The sequence below is a fragment of the Nocardia sp. NPDC052254 genome (assembly GCF_040679495.1).
In the GTDB taxonomy this organism is placed as follows: domain Bacteria; phylum Actinomycetota; class Actinomycetes; order Mycobacteriales; family Mycobacteriaceae; genus Nocardia.
The window spans coordinates 93,208-111,036 of record NZ_JBFAUW010000011.1; the positions used below are offsets into that span (position 1 = coordinate 93,208).

General features: G+C 67.8%; 17 protein-coding genes. 4 read left to right on the plus strand and 13 right to left on the minus strand.

Annotation, left to right across the window (positions count from 1 at the left end; translation table 11 throughout):
* The first annotated feature begins 65 nt into the window (after nucleotides 1-65).
* Nucleotides 66-1,028: an acyl-ACP desaturase gene (locus tag AB0L57_RS25155; RefSeq protein WP_364966759.1), complete on the plus strand. Its 963-nt coding sequence runs from the start codon at nucleotides 66-68 to the stop codon at nucleotides 1,026-1,028.
* Between the two features lie 16 nt (nucleotides 1,029-1,044).
* Here AB0L57_RS25155 and AB0L57_RS25160 read toward each other — a convergent pair whose 3' ends face one another.
* The 3 genes from AB0L57_RS25160 to AB0L57_RS25170 all read right to left on the minus strand — a co-directional run bounded on the left by AB0L57_RS25160 (nucleotide 1,045) and on the right by AB0L57_RS25170 (nucleotide 3,037).
* Nucleotides 1,045-1,851 carry a biotin--[acetyl-CoA-carboxylase] ligase gene (locus tag AB0L57_RS25160; protein ID WP_364966761.1) on the minus strand — a complete coding sequence of 269 codons (807 nt, stop codon included), beginning with the start codon at nucleotides 1,849-1,851 and terminating at the stop codon, nucleotides 1,045-1,047.
* A gap of 389 nt (nucleotides 1,852-2,240) precedes the next feature.
* Nucleotides 2,241-2,579, minus strand: coding sequence for a hypothetical protein (locus AB0L57_RS25165; RefSeq protein ID WP_364966763.1), 339 nt, complete (start codon nucleotides 2,577-2,579; stop codon nucleotides 2,241-2,243).
* On the minus strand, nucleotides 2,579-3,037 hold the full coding sequence (locus AB0L57_RS25170) for a DUF1707 domain-containing protein (RefSeq protein WP_364966766.1): 459 nt from the start codon (nucleotides 3,035-3,037) through the stop codon (nucleotides 2,579-2,581). The genes AB0L57_RS25165 and AB0L57_RS25170 overlap by 1 nt, the downstream gene beginning before the upstream one ends.
* A gap of 344 nt (nucleotides 3,038-3,381) precedes the next feature.
* On the opposite strand from AB0L57_RS25170, the gene AB0L57_RS25175 reads away from it, so the two are divergent.
* Nucleotides 3,382-4,788: a protein kinase gene (locus tag AB0L57_RS25175; RefSeq protein WP_364966768.1), complete on the plus strand. Its 1,407-nt coding sequence runs from the start codon at nucleotides 3,382-3,384 to the stop codon at nucleotides 4,786-4,788.
* 300 nt (nucleotides 4,789-5,088) lie between these two features.
* Here the strand turns inward: AB0L57_RS25175 and AB0L57_RS25180 are convergent, their stop codons facing one another.
* Both AB0L57_RS25180 and AB0L57_RS25185 read right to left on the minus strand, forming a co-directional pair.
* Complete coding sequence (locus AB0L57_RS25180) at nucleotides 5,089-6,891, minus strand: acetyl/propionyl/methylcrotonyl-CoA carboxylase subunit alpha (RefSeq protein ID WP_364966771.1); 1,803 nt, start codon at nucleotides 6,889-6,891, stop codon at nucleotides 5,089-5,091.
* A 119-nt stretch (nucleotides 6,892-7,010) separates the two neighbouring features.
* A complete protein-coding gene (locus AB0L57_RS25185) occupies nucleotides 7,011-7,940 on the minus strand; it encodes a sulfurtransferase (RefSeq protein ID WP_364966774.1) in 930 nt (309 codons plus the stop codon).
* Between the two features lie 306 nt (nucleotides 7,941-8,246).
* On the opposite strand from AB0L57_RS25185, the gene AB0L57_RS25190 reads away from it, so the two are divergent.
* Complete coding sequence (locus AB0L57_RS25190; RefSeq protein WP_364966777.1) at nucleotides 8,247-8,894, plus strand: transcriptional regulator; 648 nt, start codon at nucleotides 8,247-8,249, stop codon at nucleotides 8,892-8,894.
* On the opposite strand, the gene AB0L57_RS25195 is transcribed toward AB0L57_RS25190, so the two are convergent.
* The 5 genes from AB0L57_RS25195 to AB0L57_RS25215 all read right to left on the minus strand — a co-directional run bounded on the left by AB0L57_RS25195 (nucleotide 8,802) and on the right by AB0L57_RS25215 (nucleotide 13,700).
* A complete protein-coding gene (locus tag AB0L57_RS25195; RefSeq protein ID WP_364966780.1) occupies nucleotides 8,802-9,491 on the minus strand; it encodes a Maf family protein in 690 nt (229 codons plus the stop codon). The genes AB0L57_RS25190 and AB0L57_RS25195 overlap by 93 nt on opposite strands.
* A gap of 1 nt (nucleotide 9,492) precedes the next feature.
* Nucleotides 9,493-9,822: an acyl-CoA carboxylase subunit epsilon gene (locus AB0L57_RS25200; RefSeq protein ID WP_364966783.1), complete on the minus strand. Its 330-nt coding sequence runs from the start codon at nucleotides 9,820-9,822 to the stop codon at nucleotides 9,493-9,495.
* 210 nt (nucleotides 9,823-10,032) lie between these two features.
* Nucleotides 10,033-11,673 (minus strand): acyl-CoA carboxylase subunit beta, encoded by a 1,641-nt coding sequence (locus AB0L57_RS25205; protein WP_364966786.1) that lies wholly within the window; start codon nucleotides 11,671-11,673, stop codon nucleotides 10,033-10,035.
* A 145-nt stretch (nucleotides 11,674-11,818) separates the two neighbouring features.
* A complete protein-coding gene (lat, locus tag AB0L57_RS25210; RefSeq protein WP_364967046.1) occupies nucleotides 11,819-13,141 on the minus strand; it encodes an L-lysine 6-transaminase in 1,323 nt (440 codons plus the stop codon).
* A 106-nt stretch (nucleotides 13,142-13,247) separates the two neighbouring features.
* Nucleotides 13,248-13,700, minus strand: a complete 453-nt coding sequence (locus AB0L57_RS25215) for an Lrp/AsnC family transcriptional regulator (RefSeq protein ID WP_364966789.1) — start codon at nucleotides 13,698-13,700, stop codon at nucleotides 13,248-13,250.
* Between the two features lie 106 nt (nucleotides 13,701-13,806).
* Between AB0L57_RS25215 and AB0L57_RS25220 the strand changes: the two genes are divergently transcribed.
* Nucleotides 13,807-15,336, plus strand: a complete 1,530-nt coding sequence (locus AB0L57_RS25220; RefSeq protein ID WP_364966792.1) for an aldehyde dehydrogenase family protein — start codon at nucleotides 13,807-13,809, stop codon at nucleotides 15,334-15,336.
* Between the two features lie 6 nt (nucleotides 15,337-15,342).
* Here the strand turns inward: AB0L57_RS25220 and AB0L57_RS25225 are convergent, their stop codons facing one another.
* Genes AB0L57_RS25225 through AB0L57_RS25235 form a run of 3 tightly spaced genes read right to left on the minus strand, consistent with a single transcriptional unit; the run spans nucleotide 15,343 to nucleotide 17,709 of the window.
* Nucleotides 15,343-16,194: an SDR family oxidoreductase gene (locus tag AB0L57_RS25225; RefSeq protein ID WP_364966795.1), complete on the minus strand. Its 852-nt coding sequence runs from the start codon at nucleotides 16,192-16,194 to the stop codon at nucleotides 15,343-15,345.
* Nucleotides 16,191-17,138 carry a patatin-like phospholipase family protein gene (locus AB0L57_RS25230; protein ID WP_364966798.1) on the minus strand — a complete coding sequence of 316 codons (948 nt, stop codon included), beginning with the start codon at nucleotides 17,136-17,138 and terminating at the stop codon, nucleotides 16,191-16,193. The genes AB0L57_RS25225 and AB0L57_RS25230 overlap by 4 nt, the downstream gene beginning before the upstream one ends.
* A 52-nt stretch (nucleotides 17,139-17,190) precedes the next feature.
* Nucleotides 17,191-17,709 carry a VOC family protein gene (locus AB0L57_RS25235; RefSeq protein ID WP_364966801.1) on the minus strand — a complete coding sequence of 173 codons (519 nt, stop codon included), beginning with the start codon at nucleotides 17,707-17,709 and terminating at the stop codon, nucleotides 17,191-17,193.
* Nucleotides 17,710-17,829 lie beyond the last annotated feature (120 nt).

Below are 17,829 nucleotides of genomic sequence, written 5' to 3' on the forward strand. Positions count from 1 at the left end.
CGTAGTCGCGTCACCCGGAAGTCAATCATTGTGCGAACGTTCGATTTGCGATAGCGGAGGCGTGTGTGACCAGGAAGATGACCCAGCTCGAGATCCTCACGGAGCTGGAGCCGGTGGCTGAAGAGAACCTCAATCGTCATCTCTCGATAGCCAAGGAATGGCACCCGCACGACTACGTGCCGTGGGATCAGGGCCGCAACTTCGCCGCCATGGGCGGCATCGACTGGGATCCGGAGCAATCGGAACTGAGTGAGGTCGCGCGGATCGCGATGATCACCAACCTGCTCACCGAGGACAATCTGCCCTCCTACCACCGCGAGATCGCCGAGAACTTCTCCATGGACGGCGCCTGGGGCACCTGGGTCGGCCGGTGGACCGCCGAGGAGAACCGGCACGGCATCGTGATGCGTGACTACCTGGTGGTCACCCGCGGTGTGGACCCGGTCGCCCTCGAACAGGCCCGCATGATCCACATGACCCACGGCGCGCAAGCACCGGACAGCTGGGGCGGATTCCTGGAAAACGTTGCGTACGTGACCTTCCAGGAGCTCGCGACCCGTGTGAGTCACCGCAACACGGGCCGGGTCTGCGACGATCCGATCGCCGACCGCATGCTGCAGCGGGTGGCCACCGACGAGAACCTGCACATGATCTTCTACCGCAACCTGTGCGGTGCGGCACTGGATCTGGTGCCGGATCAGGCGATGTCCGCGATCACCAAGGTGCTCACCAACTTCGTGATGCCCGGCGCCGGTATGCCGAACTTCCGCCGCAACAGTGTGGTGATCGCCAAGCACGGTATCTACGACCTGCGACAGCACCTCGAGGAGGTCGTCGCGCCGGTGCTCAAGAAGTGGAACGTCTTCGAGCGCAACGACTTCGGCGCCACCGGTGAACAGGCACGCGATGAGCTGGCCGCGTTCATGGGCAAACTCGAGACCGATGTGGTGCGTTTCGAGGAGCAGCGGGATCGGATGCTGGCCCGGGAAGCGGCCCGCGCCGCGGCACGAGAGACCGCCAAGGTCTGAGCTGCGAATGCCGCGGCTACGCCCGGTCCTGGACCGGGCGTAGGTGGGTGACGTCTCCCGCCGAGACGGTGCGGTTTCCGATGATCAGCCGACCGTGCTCGTCGACATCGGTGGCGACGCCGGTGAGGACGTCACCCCCGGGCAGTTCGGCACGCACCTCGGCACCCAGCGTGACGCACCGGTCGCGGTACGCGGCGGCCAATTCGGTGACATCCCAGCTCGCGTCGCGCCACCGGGTGAAGTATCCGGCGAACGAACGCAGCAGCATCTGCACGAGTTCGGTGCGATCGATGTTCTGCGCGCCCGCCAGCTCCAGTGAAATGGCATGGGGCACCGGCAGTTCGGACTCGGTCAGGCTCACATTGAGCCCCATGCCGACCACCACGGCCGGATTCTCGGCCGCGACGGCCACCTCGGCCAGGATGCCGGCCACCTTGCGGCCGCCGATGAGAACATCGTTGGGCCACTTGAGGCTCGCGTCGACGCCGACGGTGCGAATCGCGTCCACGGCGGCCACTCCGGTGAGCAAGGGCAGCCAGCCCAGCCGCGCCGGATCGATACCGGCGAGCCGGACCAGAATCGACATCGCGATCTGGGCCCGCGGCGGCGCCACCCAGGTCCGGTCGTGGCGACCACGGCCACTGTCCTGATATTCGGCGATCAGCACCCGGTGATCGGCGTGCGGATCGGCCGCCTGCGCGATCAGATCCGCATTGGTCGAACCGGTCGTCTCCACCACATCGATGCGGGAGAAGAACGACAGGTCGGGCTGTTCTGCGACCGCGCGTCGCAGGATCTCGGCATCCAACGGTGACCTCTGCACGCACAGCACGCTACTCCTGCCGGGTGATCGCTCCCGCTCCGCCGCTCCGCGACGGACGTGATCACCCGGCGAGGCCGTAGTCTCGGAGCGCGCTCCGCGCGGCGCCCTCCGCAGCACCTCGCACCTCGCGCGCGAGGACCGGAGCCGATTCGTCCCAGACCTCCGGATCCACGATCGTCGGAGCCGGCTCACCCGCCGGCCGAGTCCACGCCGTGGCGGTGGCGTGCTGCGCCACCCTTGTACCCCACTCCCACATCGTGCACCTCCTCCCAGTGCCGGGATCGGAGTACTCAGGGTAACGGCGGACACCGGCGCCCAGCCACCGAATTGTTTCCGCGAGCCCCGGGGAGGTCTCGAAAACTGCTGTTACGCAGGGTGTCCGATGCGGATCACAGTGGTTGCAGGCCCAGGGCACCGGCCACGAAACGACTCACCGCGGTCAGGCCGGACGCCAGGGCCTCGTCGTAGCCCGCGCGCGACCAGCCCGAAAGCTCAGCGGTGCCATCGGCTTTCGGCGTGACGACGATTTCGGCGACCAACTCCGCGGTGGTCGGTTCGCAGACCGCCCACGAATAGGTGATCTGTTCGGCCCATTCCCGGGACCGGCGCTCGATGTAATCCGGATCCGTGATGCCGCCCTCGGCCAGTGCCGGGCGATCGTCGATGCGCTCGTCGGCGCGCATGGCACGCAGGTACCAGCTGCCGGCATTGATCTCGATAGGTTCCATCAGTGCCTCCTGCGCCGGTCACGCCGCTGCCGGCGTTCGAGTATCCGATCCCCGCGTTCCCCGTCGCCGAGTATCCGGTGTTCGTGATGACGCTGCCGAAGCCCGCCGGTGACGATGCCCGCGGCGGGAATCATCAGGAACCACACCCAGGTGTGGGTGGTGAAGAACAGCACCAGCGCGAGAAGGACGATCAGGCCCATGATCGGCGCGGCCAATTCGCGGCGGCCACCGCTGCGCTGCTCCGACGGCTCGGGTGGTTCCGGTGCGGTGGGCACCGATGCGGGCAGATCGGCGAAAACCGGAGCCAGATCACCCCGGGTGACCGCCGCCGCGATGTGGCCACTGCGTTCGTCGAATTCGGCGACCGACAACCGCCCGGCGGCGAAATGCTCAGACAATCGCTGCATCGCCTGCTCACGCTCCGCGGTACCGATGCGGACGTCGGGAGAATCAGCCATGGCACGAGATTACCGCGCACCCTCGCGGGGAGCGGGGGTACCGCCGGAGCCGTACCGGGGGTGGCCCGCCGGTGCCGCGGGCAGCCGTGGCACCGGCACCGTTCGACAGCGGCCGCCGGCCCGGTGACACCCGGCCACCTCCGGCAGCCCGTCGCTCGGCCGCGCGGCGAGCCGCCAAGGTTGGCCACCGGCCGGGTACCGCTGCGTCCGGATCGGCACTATGGTCGGGATATGTTCTGCCAGCGCGGCATCGGCCCGGCCGTCGCCCCATTCGCCGCCGCGTCGGCCCTGCTCCGCTCCTCGTCACGAGATTCCGGCGCACCGGCCGGGTACGGGCGGATTCGATGAGGCCACGGCAATTCGGACGGTACCGTCTGGACCGCCTGCTCGGCCGTGGGTCGGCGGGCGACGTGTGGCTCGCCCACGACTCGATCGACGCGCGTACGGTGGCGCTGAAGATCCTGTCGGGTAGCGCGGCCGAGGACGCCGACTACCGCAGACGGTTCGAGCGAGAGGCCCGGATCGGCGCCCAGCTGGACAATCCGCACATCGCGGCGATCCATCATTTCGGGGAAATCGACGGGCGACTGTATCTGGACATGGCCTACATCGCGGGGGTCGATCTCGCGAAGCTGGTCCGGTCGTCATCGATGTCGGCCACCCAGGCGGTCGATCTGGTGTCCCAGGTCGCCGAGGCCCTCGATGCCGCCCACGCCGCCGGGCTCGTGCATCGGGACGTGAAACCCGCGAACATCATCGTGCACACCAGCGGCTTCGTCTATCTCATCGACTTCGGCATCGCCCGTGTGGAAGGCCAGACCACCATCACGGCAACGGGTTTCACGGTCGGAACCCTCGCCTATATGGCGCCCGAACGATTCACCGGCCGCGGGGACACCCGCTCGGATGTGTACTCGCTCGCGTGCGTTCTGTACGAATGCCTGACCGCGCAAAGACCTTTCGGCGATACCGATGCGGTCCAGCAGCTGCACGCGCACCTGCACCAGCCACCACCGCGGCCCTCCATCGACGATCCGTCGATCCCACCCGCACTCGACGGCGTCATCGCCCGCGGTATGGCCAAGCAGCCGGAGGATCGATTCCGCACGGCGGGTGAGCTGGCGGAGGCGGCCCGCGCGGCGATGACGATGACCGTCCGTCCGGTCCGCGCGCATCCGGTCCCGGCCCCCGCCGATCCGACCGTCCGCTCCGGCCCGCCACCGGCGCGCACCCCGAGACCGACACTGGTCATGCCCGAACCGGCCGAGACATATCCACCACGGCCCGCAGCGGTATCCGGCGCCTACCGGGCCCCGCAGCATCCGATTCCCTTCCCGCCCAGCGCCTCCCGACCCCGAGCGGTATCCGGCCGGAGCGCGGCCGAGGCGCGCCGCCGCTCCCCCGGCCTGGTCGTGGCGGCGCTGATCGGTACCGCCCTCGTCGTCTTCGCGGTCGTTGCCGGATGCACCGCGTTGATCGGCAACGGGATCCACTTCTACACCCCGTCGGGCCCGGTCACGAACGATCCGGCGGCGACCACGCACCCCCGGGCCACCGACGCGCCGACCACTCCGCAACCGCGGTACTCCACCGCCGTCGTGCCGCCGCCGTGGACCATCCCGATACCGACGAACATCATCCCGCCACTCCAATTCCCGCGCCCCACAAGCGGAGCCGCCGGTCGCCGCCACCCCGGCGCCGGTCGCAAGAGGGACGGCTCAGCGGCGACGCTGAACCGAACGCCGGCCTGACACTTCGCCCGAACCTCCGCGGCACGGCGATCGTTCTGCCCGGAGAAAGCTCACACCGGCACCGTGGACATCCACCGCAGCGACCATTCGCGCCTTCCGCGCCACGCCGGATCATCGTGCCAGGCAGTGGCATTCGCTCGAGTCACACGGTCGACGAGCGGGGCGGTTCCTCTCCGATGCCCGGTCGCCCAGCGAGCTGCCGAATGCCGCCACCCACGCGGCGGTGTGCGGCCGGGTAGTGCCGAACATGCGAGAGCCCCGCGCCGATCACGGCGCGGGGCTCTCGAAATCCGTTGGGGTCTACTTGATCTCAGCGAGCACGGTGCCCTGGGTGATGGCGGCGCCGGCCTCGACCGCGAGTCCGGTGACGACACCGGCCTTGTGGGCGTTGACCGGATTCTCCATCTTCATGGCCTCCAGGACGGCGATCAGGTCACCGGCCTCGACGCTCTGACCTTCCTCGACGGCGACCTTGACCACGGTGCCCTGCATGGGCGCGGTCACCGCGTCACCGGAGGCGGCCGAACCGCCCGCACCGCCACGCTTGCGCGGCTTCGGCTTCTTGCGGATGACTCCGGCACCGTTACCGGCGGCGCCGGCAGCACCCGCGCCGACGGTGAACTGACCGGGCAGCGACACCTCGACCCGACGACCGCCGACCTCCACGACCACGGTCTGGCGCGGCGCCTCGTCCTCGTCCTCGATCGGCTGCGCACCGGTGTAGGGCTCGATGGTGTTGTCCCACTCGTTCTCGATCCACTTGGTGTAGACGTCGAACTTGGTTCCGTCACCGATGAACGCGGGGTCGGTGACGATGTGGCGGTCGAACGGGATCACCGTGGCCAGGCCCTCGATGTGATACTCCGCCAGCGCGCGTGCCGCCCGCTCCAGTGCCTGGGTGCGGTTCTCGCCGGTCACGATCAGCTTGGCCAGCATCGAGTCGAACTGACCGCCGATGACACTGCCCTCGACCACACCGGAATCCACGCGCACACCGGGGCCGCTCGGCTCCTTGTACACCGTGACCGGGCCGGGGGCCGGCAGGAAGTTGCGGCCCGCGTCCTCACCGTTGATACGGAACTCGATCGAGTGGCCGCGCGGGGTCGGGTCCTCGGTGATGGTGAGCTCTTCGCCGTTGGCGATGCGGAACTGCCAGCGCACCAGATCCAGGCCCGAGGTCTCCTCGGTGACGGGGTGCTCGACCTGCAGGCGGGTGTTGACCTCGAGGAAGGACACGGTCTCGCCCTGCACCAGATACTCCACGGTGCCGGCACCGTAGTAACCGGCCTCCTTGCAGATCCGCTTGGCGGACTCGTGAATCTTGGAGCGCACCTCGTCGGACAGGAACGGCGCGGGGGCCTCCTCGACCAGCTTCTGGAAGCGGCGCTGCAACGAGCAGTCGCGCGTACCGGCCACGATCACATTGCCGTGCTTGTCGGCCAGAACCTGCGCCTCGACGTGGCGGGCCTTGTCCAGGTACTGCTCCACGAAGCACTCACCACGGCCGAACGCCGCGGTGGCCTCACGGGTCGCGGACTCGAACAGCTCGGGGATCTCCTCGATGGTGTGGGCGACCTTCATACCGCGGCCACCACCACCGAACGCGGCCTTGATCGCCACCGGAACGCCATATTCCTTGGCGAACTCGACGACCTCGTTCGCGTTCTTGACCGGGTCCTTGGTGCCCGCGGCCATCGGCGCGGACGCGCGCTCGGCGATGTGGCGGGCGGTGACCTTGTCACCCAGGTCCCGGATCGACTGCGGCGACGGCCCGATCCAGATCAGGCCCGCGTCCAGCACAGCCTGCGCGAAATCCGCGTTCTCCGAGAGGAATCCGTAGCCCGGGTGGATGGCGTCGGCACCCGACTTGCGGGCCGCGTCGAGAATCTTGTCGAACACCAGGTACGACTCCGCCGACGTCTGACCGCCGAGGGCGAATGCCTCGTCCGCCAACTTGACGAACGGCGCCTCCGCATCGGGTTCCGCGTACACGGCAACACTGGCGATACCGGCATCCTTCGCGGCCCGGATCACACGCACCGCGATCTCGCCCCGATTCGCGATCAGGACCTTTGTGATCTGCGCGCTGGCATGGCTGGCCACTGAGCCTCCTGTGCTTTCGACAAACTAACGTCTCGGTGAGTGTAGGCAGTGTGCCAACAGTCGCCGAACACCGACCGGGCTACTGGACGGTAGATCCGGCCGGTGAGGTGAACAACACCCTAGACGGACCGTGTAGCCGCCGACACCGCGGCAGACGCCGATCCAGGTTCATGTCCCTTGACGATAGGGCTGCGCACGGCATTGCTCCACTCGGTCCAGGAGCCGTCGTAATTGCGCACGTTCGCCATCCCGAGCAACGAGGTCAGCACGAACCAGGTGTGCGCGGAGTGCTCGCCGATGCGGCAGTAGGCGACGGCGTCACGTGCGTCCAGTACCGGCGCGTAGATCTGCTCCAGTTCGGCTCGGCTGCGAAAGCGGCCGTCGGCGTGCAGTGCCGCCCGCCACGGAATGCTGATCGCCGTCGGGATGTGCCCGGCGCGCAGCGACTGTTCCTCCGGGCGGTCCCGAATCCGGCCGGCCTCCCCGGTGTACTCCTCGGTCTCGCGGACATCGATCAGCCGGGTCGTCTCGGCGGCCCGCTCCAGGCGCTCCCGCACGTCCTCCAGGAAGGCCCGGGCGTCGCGATCGTCGCGTTCGACCACCGGGTAGTCGCCCAGCCCCACCGCGGGCACCTCGAAGGTGGTGTCGCGCGCCTCCGAGATCCACGCGTCGCGCCCACCGTCGAGCAGGCGCACATCGAGATGACCGAACAGCCCGAACACCCACGCGGTGGCGGCGGCCGTTCCGTTGATCTTGTCGCCGTACACCACCACGGTGTCGTCGCGGGCGATCCCCTTGGCGCGCATCAGCTCCGCGAATCGCGCACCGTTGATCACATCCCTGGTCAGTGGGTCGGTAAGCTCGGTGCGCCAGTCGATCTTGACCGCACCTGGCACATGTCCGATGTCGTAGAGAAGGATGTCTTCGTTGGACTCCACGATGGCCAGGCCGCGCGCACCGATGTTTGCCGACAGCCACTCAGTGGTTACTAGTCGTTGTGGGAATGCATAGGAGCCGAAGGATGGATGAGGGTCCGGGGTGACGGGCACGGTGGAAGATCCTTCATGCGTGGTGGACGATTGTCGGCTGTGCGGTACCGATCGTAGGTGCGAAGAATGTGCACTGACGGTTTCACATCATGAATCGGAGGAAGAAGCGATTAAGTCGCAGCTTCGTCCGATAAAGTCACCAGGGAGGAGGGGTGAGCTATGTCCGATTCTTGGCCACGACGACGCCTGCTTGCGATCCTACGCGGCGCCAGCGAGCCTCTCGATGCGCAGGAACTGGCGCGCATCACCGGACAACACGTAACCACCGTTCGCTTCCATTTGGATGTTCTCACACGAGAATCCCTGGTGCGGCAGTTTCAGCAACCCCCGCGCGGACGGGGCCGCCCGCGCATCGGATACACCGCGGTGCAGCGATCGGTCGGTTATCAGGATCTCGCACAGGTACTCGCCGATCAGCTCGGCAGCGATCCGCGACGCCGCGCGGATCTGGCCGTGACCGCGGGCCGGGCCTGGGGCGCCAAGGTCGAACAGTGTGAGCAGCCCATCGCGTCCCTCGAGGATGCCCGGGACGTCGCGATCACCGTGAGTTCGGAACTCGGTTTCGCCCCGGAGCGCGACACCGCATCCGAGTCGGCGCAGCAATCGAACGTCCGGCTCACCGCCTGCCCCCTGCGCGAACTGGCCCGTACCCATTCCGAGGTGGTCTGCGGTGTCCATCAGGGCCTGATGCGCGAGGTACTCGACCGCAACGGCGGCCGGGACGTGGTCAACGTTCGCCTGCACCCGTTCGTCGGACCGGATCTGTGCGTCCTACGACTGGAGACATCGGCCGCGGCACTGGTGCCGGATCCGGCGCACATACCCGATCAGGTGGGCCCCACGTCGCGGATCGCGACGCCGTCAGGAAATCGCGTCGGCCCGCAATTGCGCTCCGACCCACAGCTGCGCAACGCCGACGCCGACATCGCCCAGGAGGCGACGCAACAGCGGTAGTCCGATTCCGATGACGCTGGACGGGTCGCCGTCGATGCGATCGACGAACCAGCCGCCCATACCGTCGAGCGTGAACGCACCGGCGACCTTCAGCGGTTCACCGGTGGCGATGTAGGCATCCAGTTCGGCCGGACCCGGCTCGGCGAAATGCACCGTGGTCGTGCTGCAGTCGTGCGCCTCGGCGACGATCGCGCCGTCGCGCACACGCAGGACGCAGTGACCGGTCAGCAGGTCGGCGCTGCGCCCGGCCATCGCGGCCCAGCGAGCGCGGGCGACATCGGGGGTGTGTGGCTTGCCCTGCAGCACATCGTCGACCAGCAGCATGGAATCGCAGCCGACGATCACGCAGTCGTCGACCAGCCGGGGCGAGGGGGCGCCGGGCCCGTCCGGAGCCTCGGCGAGCACCGCGGCAGCCACCGACCGGGCCTTGGCCCGCGCCAGCGCGGTCACCACACCCGCGGGCGAGGTGTCCGGCGGCAGCGCCGCCGCGACCGCGTCCTCGTCGACATCGGAGATCCGCACCACCGGGTCCAGCCCGGCCGAACGCAGAACCTGCAGACGCGCCGGCGACGCGGACCCGAGAACGAATCCCGTCACGTCAGCCGCGGAGGTGCGACACGTAGGGGTAGGCGTACGGGGAGAACGGAGAGGCACCGCGGTGCATCATCGTGGGCCGGCCCCAGTTGTCCACCGGGCCCTGCTCCTGAGCTGCCCCACCGGTATTCGCGCCAGCGGCGAACACGGCGATCAGAGCGGCCAGCTCCGCATCGGTGGGCGAACCCTTCAGAACCCGGACGACCGGGCCCCGATCCGGCTCCGGCTCGGTCGCGGCCGGCTCGGATACGAGCTTCGCGTCGTCACCGAATCCATCGGCCGCCAACTCCAGTTCGGCAGCGCGCAATATCTCTTCGTCAGCCACAGCGGTCACAGCGCCAACTCCTCCTGTCCATGCGCCGGGCCGCGAGGGCCCGGCGTTCACGACGCGGGGTGAACCGCGCGTCGTGAACGGTACTCGTTGCGGCTCCCATGCAATGAGTGCCTGTTCCTACCATCTTCACCCGAATGCGGCGATCATGCGCGTCGCGGTTGCACCACTCATCGAAGAAAGTGTGCCTCCGCTACCGCACATATCGTCGGATCAGAGCGGAATGTTGCCGTGCTTCTTCGGCGGCAGTGTGACCAGTTTGCGCTCGAGCAGGCGCAGTGCCGACACGATCTGCCCGCGGGTGTGCGAGGGCGGAATCACCGCGTCGACGTAGCCGCGCTCGGCGGCCACGTACGGGTTGACCAAGGTGTCCTCGTACTCGTTCTGCAGCTCGAGGCGCAGAGCGTCGACATCCGCCCCCTCGGCCGCGGCCTGCTGCAACTTCTTGCGGTAGACGAAGCCGACGGCACCCGAAGCACCCATCACGGCGATCTGCGCGGTGGGCCACGCCAGGTTCACATCGGCACCCATGTGCTTGGAACCCATGACGTCGTAGGCGCCACCGTAGGCCTTGCGGGTGATGACCGTGATTTTGCCCACAGTGGCCTCACCATAGGCGTAGAGCAGCTTGGCACCGCGGCGAATGATGCCGTTGTACTCCTGGCCGGTGCCCGGCAGGAAGCCCGGAACATCGACCAGGGTGATGATCGGAATGTTGAAGGCATCGCAGGTGCGCACGAAGCGCGCGGCCTTCTCCGAGGCGTCGATGTCCAGGCACCCGGCGAACTGGGTGGGCTGGTTGGCCACGAAACCCACACTGCGGCCGTCGATGCGGGCGAAACCGACGATGACGTTCATCGCGCGCTCGGCCTGCACCTCGAAGAACTCGTCGTCGTCGACCAGCCGCCGGATGACCTCGTGCATGTCGTAGGGCTGGTTCGGCGAATCCGGGATCAGGGTGTCGAGTTCGATGTCCTCGTCGGTCAGTGACTCCTCGATCGCGCCCTCGATCGGATCGGTGGCCGGGAAGCGGGGGGCCTCGGCGCGGTTGTTACTGGGCAGGTAGCTCAGCAGATCCTTCACCCAGTCCAGCGCGTCCTGCTCACCGGAGGCGACGTAGTGCGCGGTACCGGACTTCACCATGTGGGTGTGGGCGCCGCCCAGCTCCTCCATGGTGACCTCTTCACCGGTGACGGTCTTGATCACGTCCGGGCCGGTGATGAACATCTGGCTGGTCTCGTCGACCATCACGACGAAGTCGGTCAGCGCCGGGGAGTAGACGTGGCCACCGGCGGCGGCACCCATGATGAGCGAGATCTGCGGGATCACACCCGAGGCCTGCACATTGCGGTGGAAGATCTCCCCGTACAGGCCCAGCGAGACGACGCCCTCCTGGATACGGGCACCGGCGCCGTCGTTGATACCGATCAGCGGCCGGCCGGTCTTGACGGCCAGATCCATGACCTTGACGATCTTCTCGCCGTAGACCTCACCCAGCGAGCCACCGAAGACCGTGGCGTCCTGGGAGAAGATGCAGACGTCGCGACCGTCGATGGTGCCGTAGCCGGTCACCACACCGTCGCCGAGCGGGCGGTTGTTCTCCTGCCCGAAATTGACGCTGCGATGCCGGGCCAGGGCGTCCATCTCGACGAACGAGCCCTCGTCCAACAAGGCCAGGATGCGCTCGCGGGCGGTCATCTTGCCCTTGGCGTGCACCTTGTCGACCGCACCCTCGCCCATCGGGTGCTTGGCCTCTTCCAGCCGATTACGCAGATCAGCCAGCTTCCCGGCGGTCGTGTGGATATCGGGGGCCTCCGCCGAATCCGGCGAAGGCTGCTGCTGGACACTCGTCATGTCCCGGAGTGTAACCAGTGACAAGCCTTCGCGGAATTCCAGAGGGTACTACCGATCAGTACCCTTATTGACTGTTCGCCAGCAGAAAATCCCTGGTGAAGTGCCATAATAGCGAGGCCGCTATTGCTGGAATCGGCCCGAATCCTCAGCGATTCCGCAGCCGGGCCAGTACCCGGTCCAGAGCCGCCACCGCCTCCTCGAGTTCGGCCGCGGTGACCGTGAGCGGCGGCCGGAACCGGATGCCCCGCTCACCGCTGCCGATCAGCAGGACGTGTTCGCGTTCCCGGGCTTCGGTCAGCACGGCATCGCGCAGTTCCGCGGATTCCACTGTGACCGCGCACATCAGCCCGCGACCACGCGGATCGGTGAGCTCGCCGTACCGGCCGGCCAGCTCCCGCAGCCGCGCCAGCAGCAGCTCACCGAGTTCCGCGGCACGGTCGGCGAGCCGATCGGATTCGATCACCTCAAGGATGCGCCGGGCGCGGACCATATCGGTGAGATTGCCGCCCCAGGTGGAGTTGAGCCGGGAGCTCACCTCGAACACATTGCCGGGCACCTCGTCGACGCGCCCGCCCGCCATGATCCCGCACACCTGGGTCTTCTTCCCGAAGGCGACCACATCCGGCTGCAGCCCGAGCTGCCGATAGGCCCAGAGCGAACCCGTCATCGCGACCCCGGTCTGCACCTCGTCCAGGATGAACAGGGCGTCGTTGTCGTGGCACAACCGCTGCATCCGCCGCAGGAATTCCGGACGCAGATGCCGATCGCCACCCTCACCTTGAATCGGCTCGGCGATGAAACAGGCTATGTCGTGCGGGTTTTCGGCGAAGGCCGCGCGAGCCTGCGCCAGCGCCCGGGATTCGGCAGCCTCGATATCGATGCCGGGACACAGATACGGCGTATCGATGCGTGGCCAGTCGAACTTCGGGAAGCGATCGGTTTTGATCGGATCGGTATTGGTCAGCGACATCGTGTAGCCGGTGCGACCGTGGAACGCACCGGTGAGATGCAACACCTTAGTGCCGAGTTCGGCTCCGCGGCCGTGCATCGCGTTGTGCCGGCTCTTCCAGTCGAAGGCCACCTTGAGCGCGTTCTCCACCGCGAGGGCACCACCGTCGATGAAGAACAGATGTGGCAGCGCGGGGTCACCGAGGACACGCGCGAAGGTCTCGACGAAGCGAGCCATCTCGACCGTATAGATATCGGAATTGCTGGGCTTGTTCACCGCGGCCGCGGCCAGTTCGGTGCGGAATCCCTCGTCCTGGGCCAAGGCCGGATGGTTCATCCCCAGCGCCGAGGAAGCGAAGAAACCGAACATGTCGAGGAAGGCCGTGCCGTCCCGTGCGTCGACCAGTCTTCGCCCTTGCGATTTCCGCAGGTCGAGCACCATGTCGAAGCCGTCGGCAAGGATGTGGCCGGACAGGATCTCGAGTACGCGCGAGGCTGCGATCGACGCCGGATTCGTCACCACCGCGTCGGTCGTTCCGGGACGTTCCAGTTCGAGGGTCACTCTCGCAGGATACGTAAATATTTACGTAATCACTACGAACGATCGTATAAATTACGATCAAGTCTCACTGGTCATAGAATGTCTGCAGAATGATGGTGCTTCGAGTTCTGACGTTGGCGGTGGCGCGAATCTCGGCCAGCAACTGTTCGAGATGTCGCGGGGAGGCCACCCGGACGAGCAGCATGTAGCTCTCCTCCCCCGCCACCGAATGGCACTCCTCGATCCCGGGGATGTGCTGTAACAGCGCCGGAGCGTCATCGGGTTGCGACGGGTCGAGAGGAGTGATCGCGACATATGCCGACAGCATCTGCCCCAACGCCTCCGGGTCGACCTTCGCGGTGTAGCCCCGGATCACACCACGCGCCTCGAGCCGTCGCACTCGCGATTGCACCGCGGACACCGAGAGGCTGGCTTTCTCCGCGAGATTGGACAGGGTGGCACGTCCGTCGGCCATCAATTCGCGGATCAGGAGCCGATCGATATCGTCCAGAACAGGTTTCGCAGGTGCATCCGCCATCAGCGAAGGCTAACCCAGTGCGCGGCGGCCGTGGCCGAAACCGATTCCCCCCCGGTGCGAAGGCCCCGCAGCAATCCCGATCCCGATCCCGGAAACGGAGACGCACATGACATCCGCCCCCGTCCTGCCCAGCACCGGCGAATTGCGCGACCGGCTCGCGCAGCGCCTGCTCGAACTCGGCGCCGGCACCGTGGAATCCGGTGACCTCCCCGTGCGCAGCCCGATCACCGGTTCGGTGCTGACACATCTGCGGGCCAGCACCGAACTGGAGGTGATGTACGCGATCGACAAGGCACACAGCGCCTTTCGATCGTGGCGCACGGTACCGGCGCCCCGGCGCGCGGCGGTGGTGCGCCGGCTCGGGGAGCTGCTGACCGACAACATCGACGCGCTGGCCGAACTGGTGACGCTGGAGGCGGGCAAGATCGGCGCCGAGGCGCGCGGCGAGGTGCAGGAGATGATCGACGTCTGCGAATTCGCCGTCGGCCTGTCCCGGCAGCTCTACGGCCGCACCATGGCCTGCGAGCGACCCGGGCACCGGCTGATGGAGACCTGGCATCCGCTCGGCGTGGTCGGGGTGATCTCGGCCTTCAACTTCCCGGTCGCGGTGTGGTCGTGGAATACCGCCATCGCCCTGGTCTGCGGGGACACCGTGGTGTGGAAGCCCTCGCAGGCAACACCTTCCACCGCGCTGGCCTGCCATACGCTGCTGCGCCGGGCCGCCGCGGACGCCGGGGTGGATCCGGAGATCCACCAGCTCGTCCAGGGCGATGGCGAGGTCGGCGGACTGCTCGTCGACGACGAACGGATCGCTCTGCTCAGCGCCACCGGCTCGGTACGGATGGGGCGGACGGTGGCACCGCGGGTCGCCGCGCGCTTCGGCCGCTGCCTGCTCGAGCTGGGCGGTAACAACGGGGCCGTGGTCACCCCGTCTGCCGATCTCGAATTGACCACGCGCGCTGTAGTTTTCGCGGCCGCGGGCACCGCCGGGCAGCGCTGCACGACACTGCGGCGGGTGATCGCGCACGTGGATGTCGTGGGGCCCCTGCTGGATCGGATGCGCACCGCCTACAGCCAACTGCCCGTGGGTAATCCGCTCGACGAGCGGATGCTGGTGGGACCGTTGATCGACGGGCGGGCGCACGCGGCGATGCGCTCGGCGATCGAGCGGGCGATCGACGACGGCGGCGAATTGATCTGTGGCGGTGAGCGCGTCGAGGTCGGTGATCCCGATTCCTATTATGTGCGCCCGGCGATCGTCCGGATGCCCGCCCAGACCGCCGTCGTGCGCGAGGAGACCTTCGCACCGATCCTCTACGTCCTGACCTACCGCGATCTCGATACCGCGATCGAGTTGCACAATGCGGTACCGCAGGGCCTTTCGTCGGCGATCTTCACCGGTGACCAGCGCGAGGCCGAGCGTTTCCTGGCCGCCGACGGCTCCGACTGCGGTATCGCCAATGTGAACATCGGGACCTCGGGTGCGGAGATCGGCGGCGCCTTCGGCGGTGAGAAACAGACCGGAGGCGGGCGCGAATCGGGCTCCGATTCCTGGAAGGCGTACATGCGCCGGGCCACCAACACCGTCAACTACTCCGCCGAACTGCCACTGGCCCAGGGCATCCGGTTCGGCTGAGCGCGCTCAGCGACCGGGTCCGTGGGTGATGGAGCGGACCTGTTCCTCATAGGCCGCGCGCATCGCGGAGTCACCCGGATGCAACGCGCGATCGCCGTCGAACAGGCCGCGCACCATCCGCACGATCGATTCCGGAGCGGCGGCCAGCGCGATGTCCACGGGGTCCAGGTACTGCGGCACCGCCACCTCGGCACGACGGGTGCGGCAGGTCCGCACGACGGCCGCGGCCACATCGACCGGATCGACCGTGGGCAGGCCATGGCCCAGGGTGAGCCCCGACGACAGCCGGGTGCGCACAGCGGAGGGCAGCACACAACTCACACTGACCCCGGATTCGGCGAATTCCAGCCGGGTCGCGGCCGACAAGCCGACGGCGGCGAACTTACTGGCGTTGTAGACGGCGAGACCCGGCAGCGGAATCTTGCCCGCCAGCGAGGCGATGTTGACGATATGGCCGCGCCCGCGCTCGACCATGGCGGGCGCGACCGCGCGCATACCGTGGATGAGACCCCAGACGTTGACGTCGATCGTGGTGTGCCCCACCGCATCCGGCTCGGTGAGGAAGGACCCCGCGGGCATGACACCCGCATTGTTGACCAGGATGTCGACCCGGCCCATCTCGGCGACGGCCTCGTCCCACTGTTCCCGCACCCGGACGTCGAGTTCGACCGCGCGGGCACCGAGCGCCGCGGCGGCCGACCGTGCGGCGACACCGTCCACATCGGCGATGACGACCCGAGATCCTTTGTTCGCGAACAGTTCGGCGGTGGCACGGCCGATCCCGCGCCCGGCGCCGGTGATCAGCACCCGGGCTCCGGTGAGATCGATCCTGGGGTAGTCGGGTCCGAGAAACCTCATGAGAACTCACTCCGTTCCAGCTCGCGGCGGGTGCTGCGCAGACTGTGTTCGAGGGTCTGCGCACGGCGTCGGCCGTCCATGAAATTCGGGCCCATGACCGCCAGATCCGCGGCGGTCACTGCCAGTTGCAGGACCCGGGTGCCGGACGCTCGGATCGTGGCGATCTCGGCGTCGAGCTGCGCACTCATCGGCCGCCGCAGCCGGCGTTCGAGCCAGTGGCCGGGATCGCGGGCCGGAACCGGCCGTGTGGAGGCCATCGGCGTCAGCACGACCAGCTCGTCGAGGGCCAGCGGTTGGAGTAGATCCACCGAGGCGGTGGAAGCGGCGCCGCCGTCCACGTAGCGGCGCCCGCCGATCGATACCGGCGGGAACCAGCCCGGCACCGCCCACGACGCCCGCAACGCCGCACCGATCGTCGCATCCGGCGCATCCGGCGCGCCGAATGCGACCCGGCGGCCGGAGTCGTAGTCCATGGCCACCAGCCAGGCCGCCGGATGCGCGGGCCAGTCCCGCTCACCGTGCAGATCGTCGGCGAGCCGCTGCAGCCAGCCGGCGTCGCCGCCACCGACGGGGAGCAGGCGGCTACCGGCGGACAACGCGGCCTGGCGAGAGCTGTTGCCGCACAGAGTCATTCGCGGGGCACCGAGGCGCAGGCGGGGCAACGGCGGGAAGCGGCCGGGAGCGGCGGCCATGTGCCGGATCAGGATCGGGTCGGCGGCGGTTCCGCGTTGCATGGCGATCAGGTCGTCGACCGAGACCCCCGCGGCCAGCATCGTCACCATTTCCGCACCGGCGGAGGTGCCGATCAGCGCGTCGGCATCGCGCGGATCCCAGTGCAGGACGTCGCGCACCGCGGCCAGTGCCGCGACGATCCAGGCCGCGCCGACCGTACCGCCACAGCCGATCGCCAGACCGCGCCGTCGCAACACGTTACTGTTACCCATAGTTGCAAACATTAGCGGAGGCCCGATCGGCCGGTTGCCGGTCCGGGAAGCCTCATCGCCACGGCATGTACTGCAGGCACCAGGTATTGCCATCCGGATCGGCGAAGTACGCGTACAGCACGCCACCGCCGACATCCTCGATATCGCCGACCTCGATGCCCCGATCCAGCAGCACGTTCCTGGCCGCCGCGATATCGGCGACCACCAGATGCAGCCCACGCACGGTGCCCGCCGGCGCCCCGGTCGTGGGCAGGCCCGCGGACAGCAGGATCGAGCACGCCGAACCGGGCGGGGTCAGCTGCACGATCCGGACATCGGGTGCGGGGGTGACATCCACATCGAGGTGGAATCCGGCCCGATCGCGATAGAACTCGATCGATCGATCCAGATCGGTCACCGGTAGCGGCACCAGTTCCAGCAGCAGGGCACCGGACGGGACGGGCGGATTTCCCGGGTCCCGAGCCTGCAGGGGATCCGCGGGAATCTCGGTGACCGGTGCGGAGCTGTCGCTTCCTGTGCCTTGCGGGACGCCCGATCGCACCGACGACCCGGCTGCGCGATTGTCTGTCATCGTTGCTCCTGTCGTCCGAACTCCGGGAGCGGGATCTCGGCCGCGGACCAGCCTAACCATCGCCGGCGCGGCGACGACGTATCGAGACGGGTTCGTGTCGGTACCGAGGTGCAGACTGAT

Coding starts and splice junctions, on each gene's coding strand:
- AB0L57_RS25205 (WP_364966786.1), bottom strand. CDS start 11,673: ATGACGAGTGTCCAGCAGCAGCCTTCGCCGGATTCGGCGGAGGCCCCC.
- AB0L57_RS25165 (WP_364966763.1), bottom strand. CDS start 2,579: ATGGAACCTATCGAGATCAATGCCGGCAGCTGGTACCTGCGTGCCATG.
- AB0L57_RS25235 (WP_364966801.1), bottom strand. CDS start 17,709: ATGACAGACAATCGCGCAGCCGGGTCGTCGGTGCGATCGGGCGTCCCG.
- AB0L57_RS25215 (WP_364966789.1), bottom strand. CDS start 13,700: ATGGCGGATGCACCTGCGAAACCTGTTCTGGACGATATCGATCGGCTC.
- AB0L57_RS25230 (WP_364966798.1), bottom strand. CDS start 17,138: ATGGGTAACAGTAACGTGTTGCGACGGCGCGGTCTGGCGATCGGCTGT.
- AB0L57_RS25220 (WP_364966792.1), top strand. CDS start 13,807: ATGACATCCGCCCCCGTCCTGCCCAGCACCGGCGAATTGCGCGACCGG.
- AB0L57_RS25225 (WP_364966795.1), bottom strand. CDS start 16,194: ATGAGGTTTCTCGGACCCGACTACCCCAGGATCGATCTCACCGGAGCC.
- AB0L57_RS25175 (WP_364966768.1), top strand. CDS start 3,382: ATGAGGCCACGGCAATTCGGACGGTACCGTCTGGACCGCCTGCTCGGC.
- AB0L57_RS25170 (WP_364966766.1), bottom strand. CDS start 3,037: ATGGCTGATTCTCCCGACGTCCGCATCGGTACCGCGGAGCGTGAGCAG.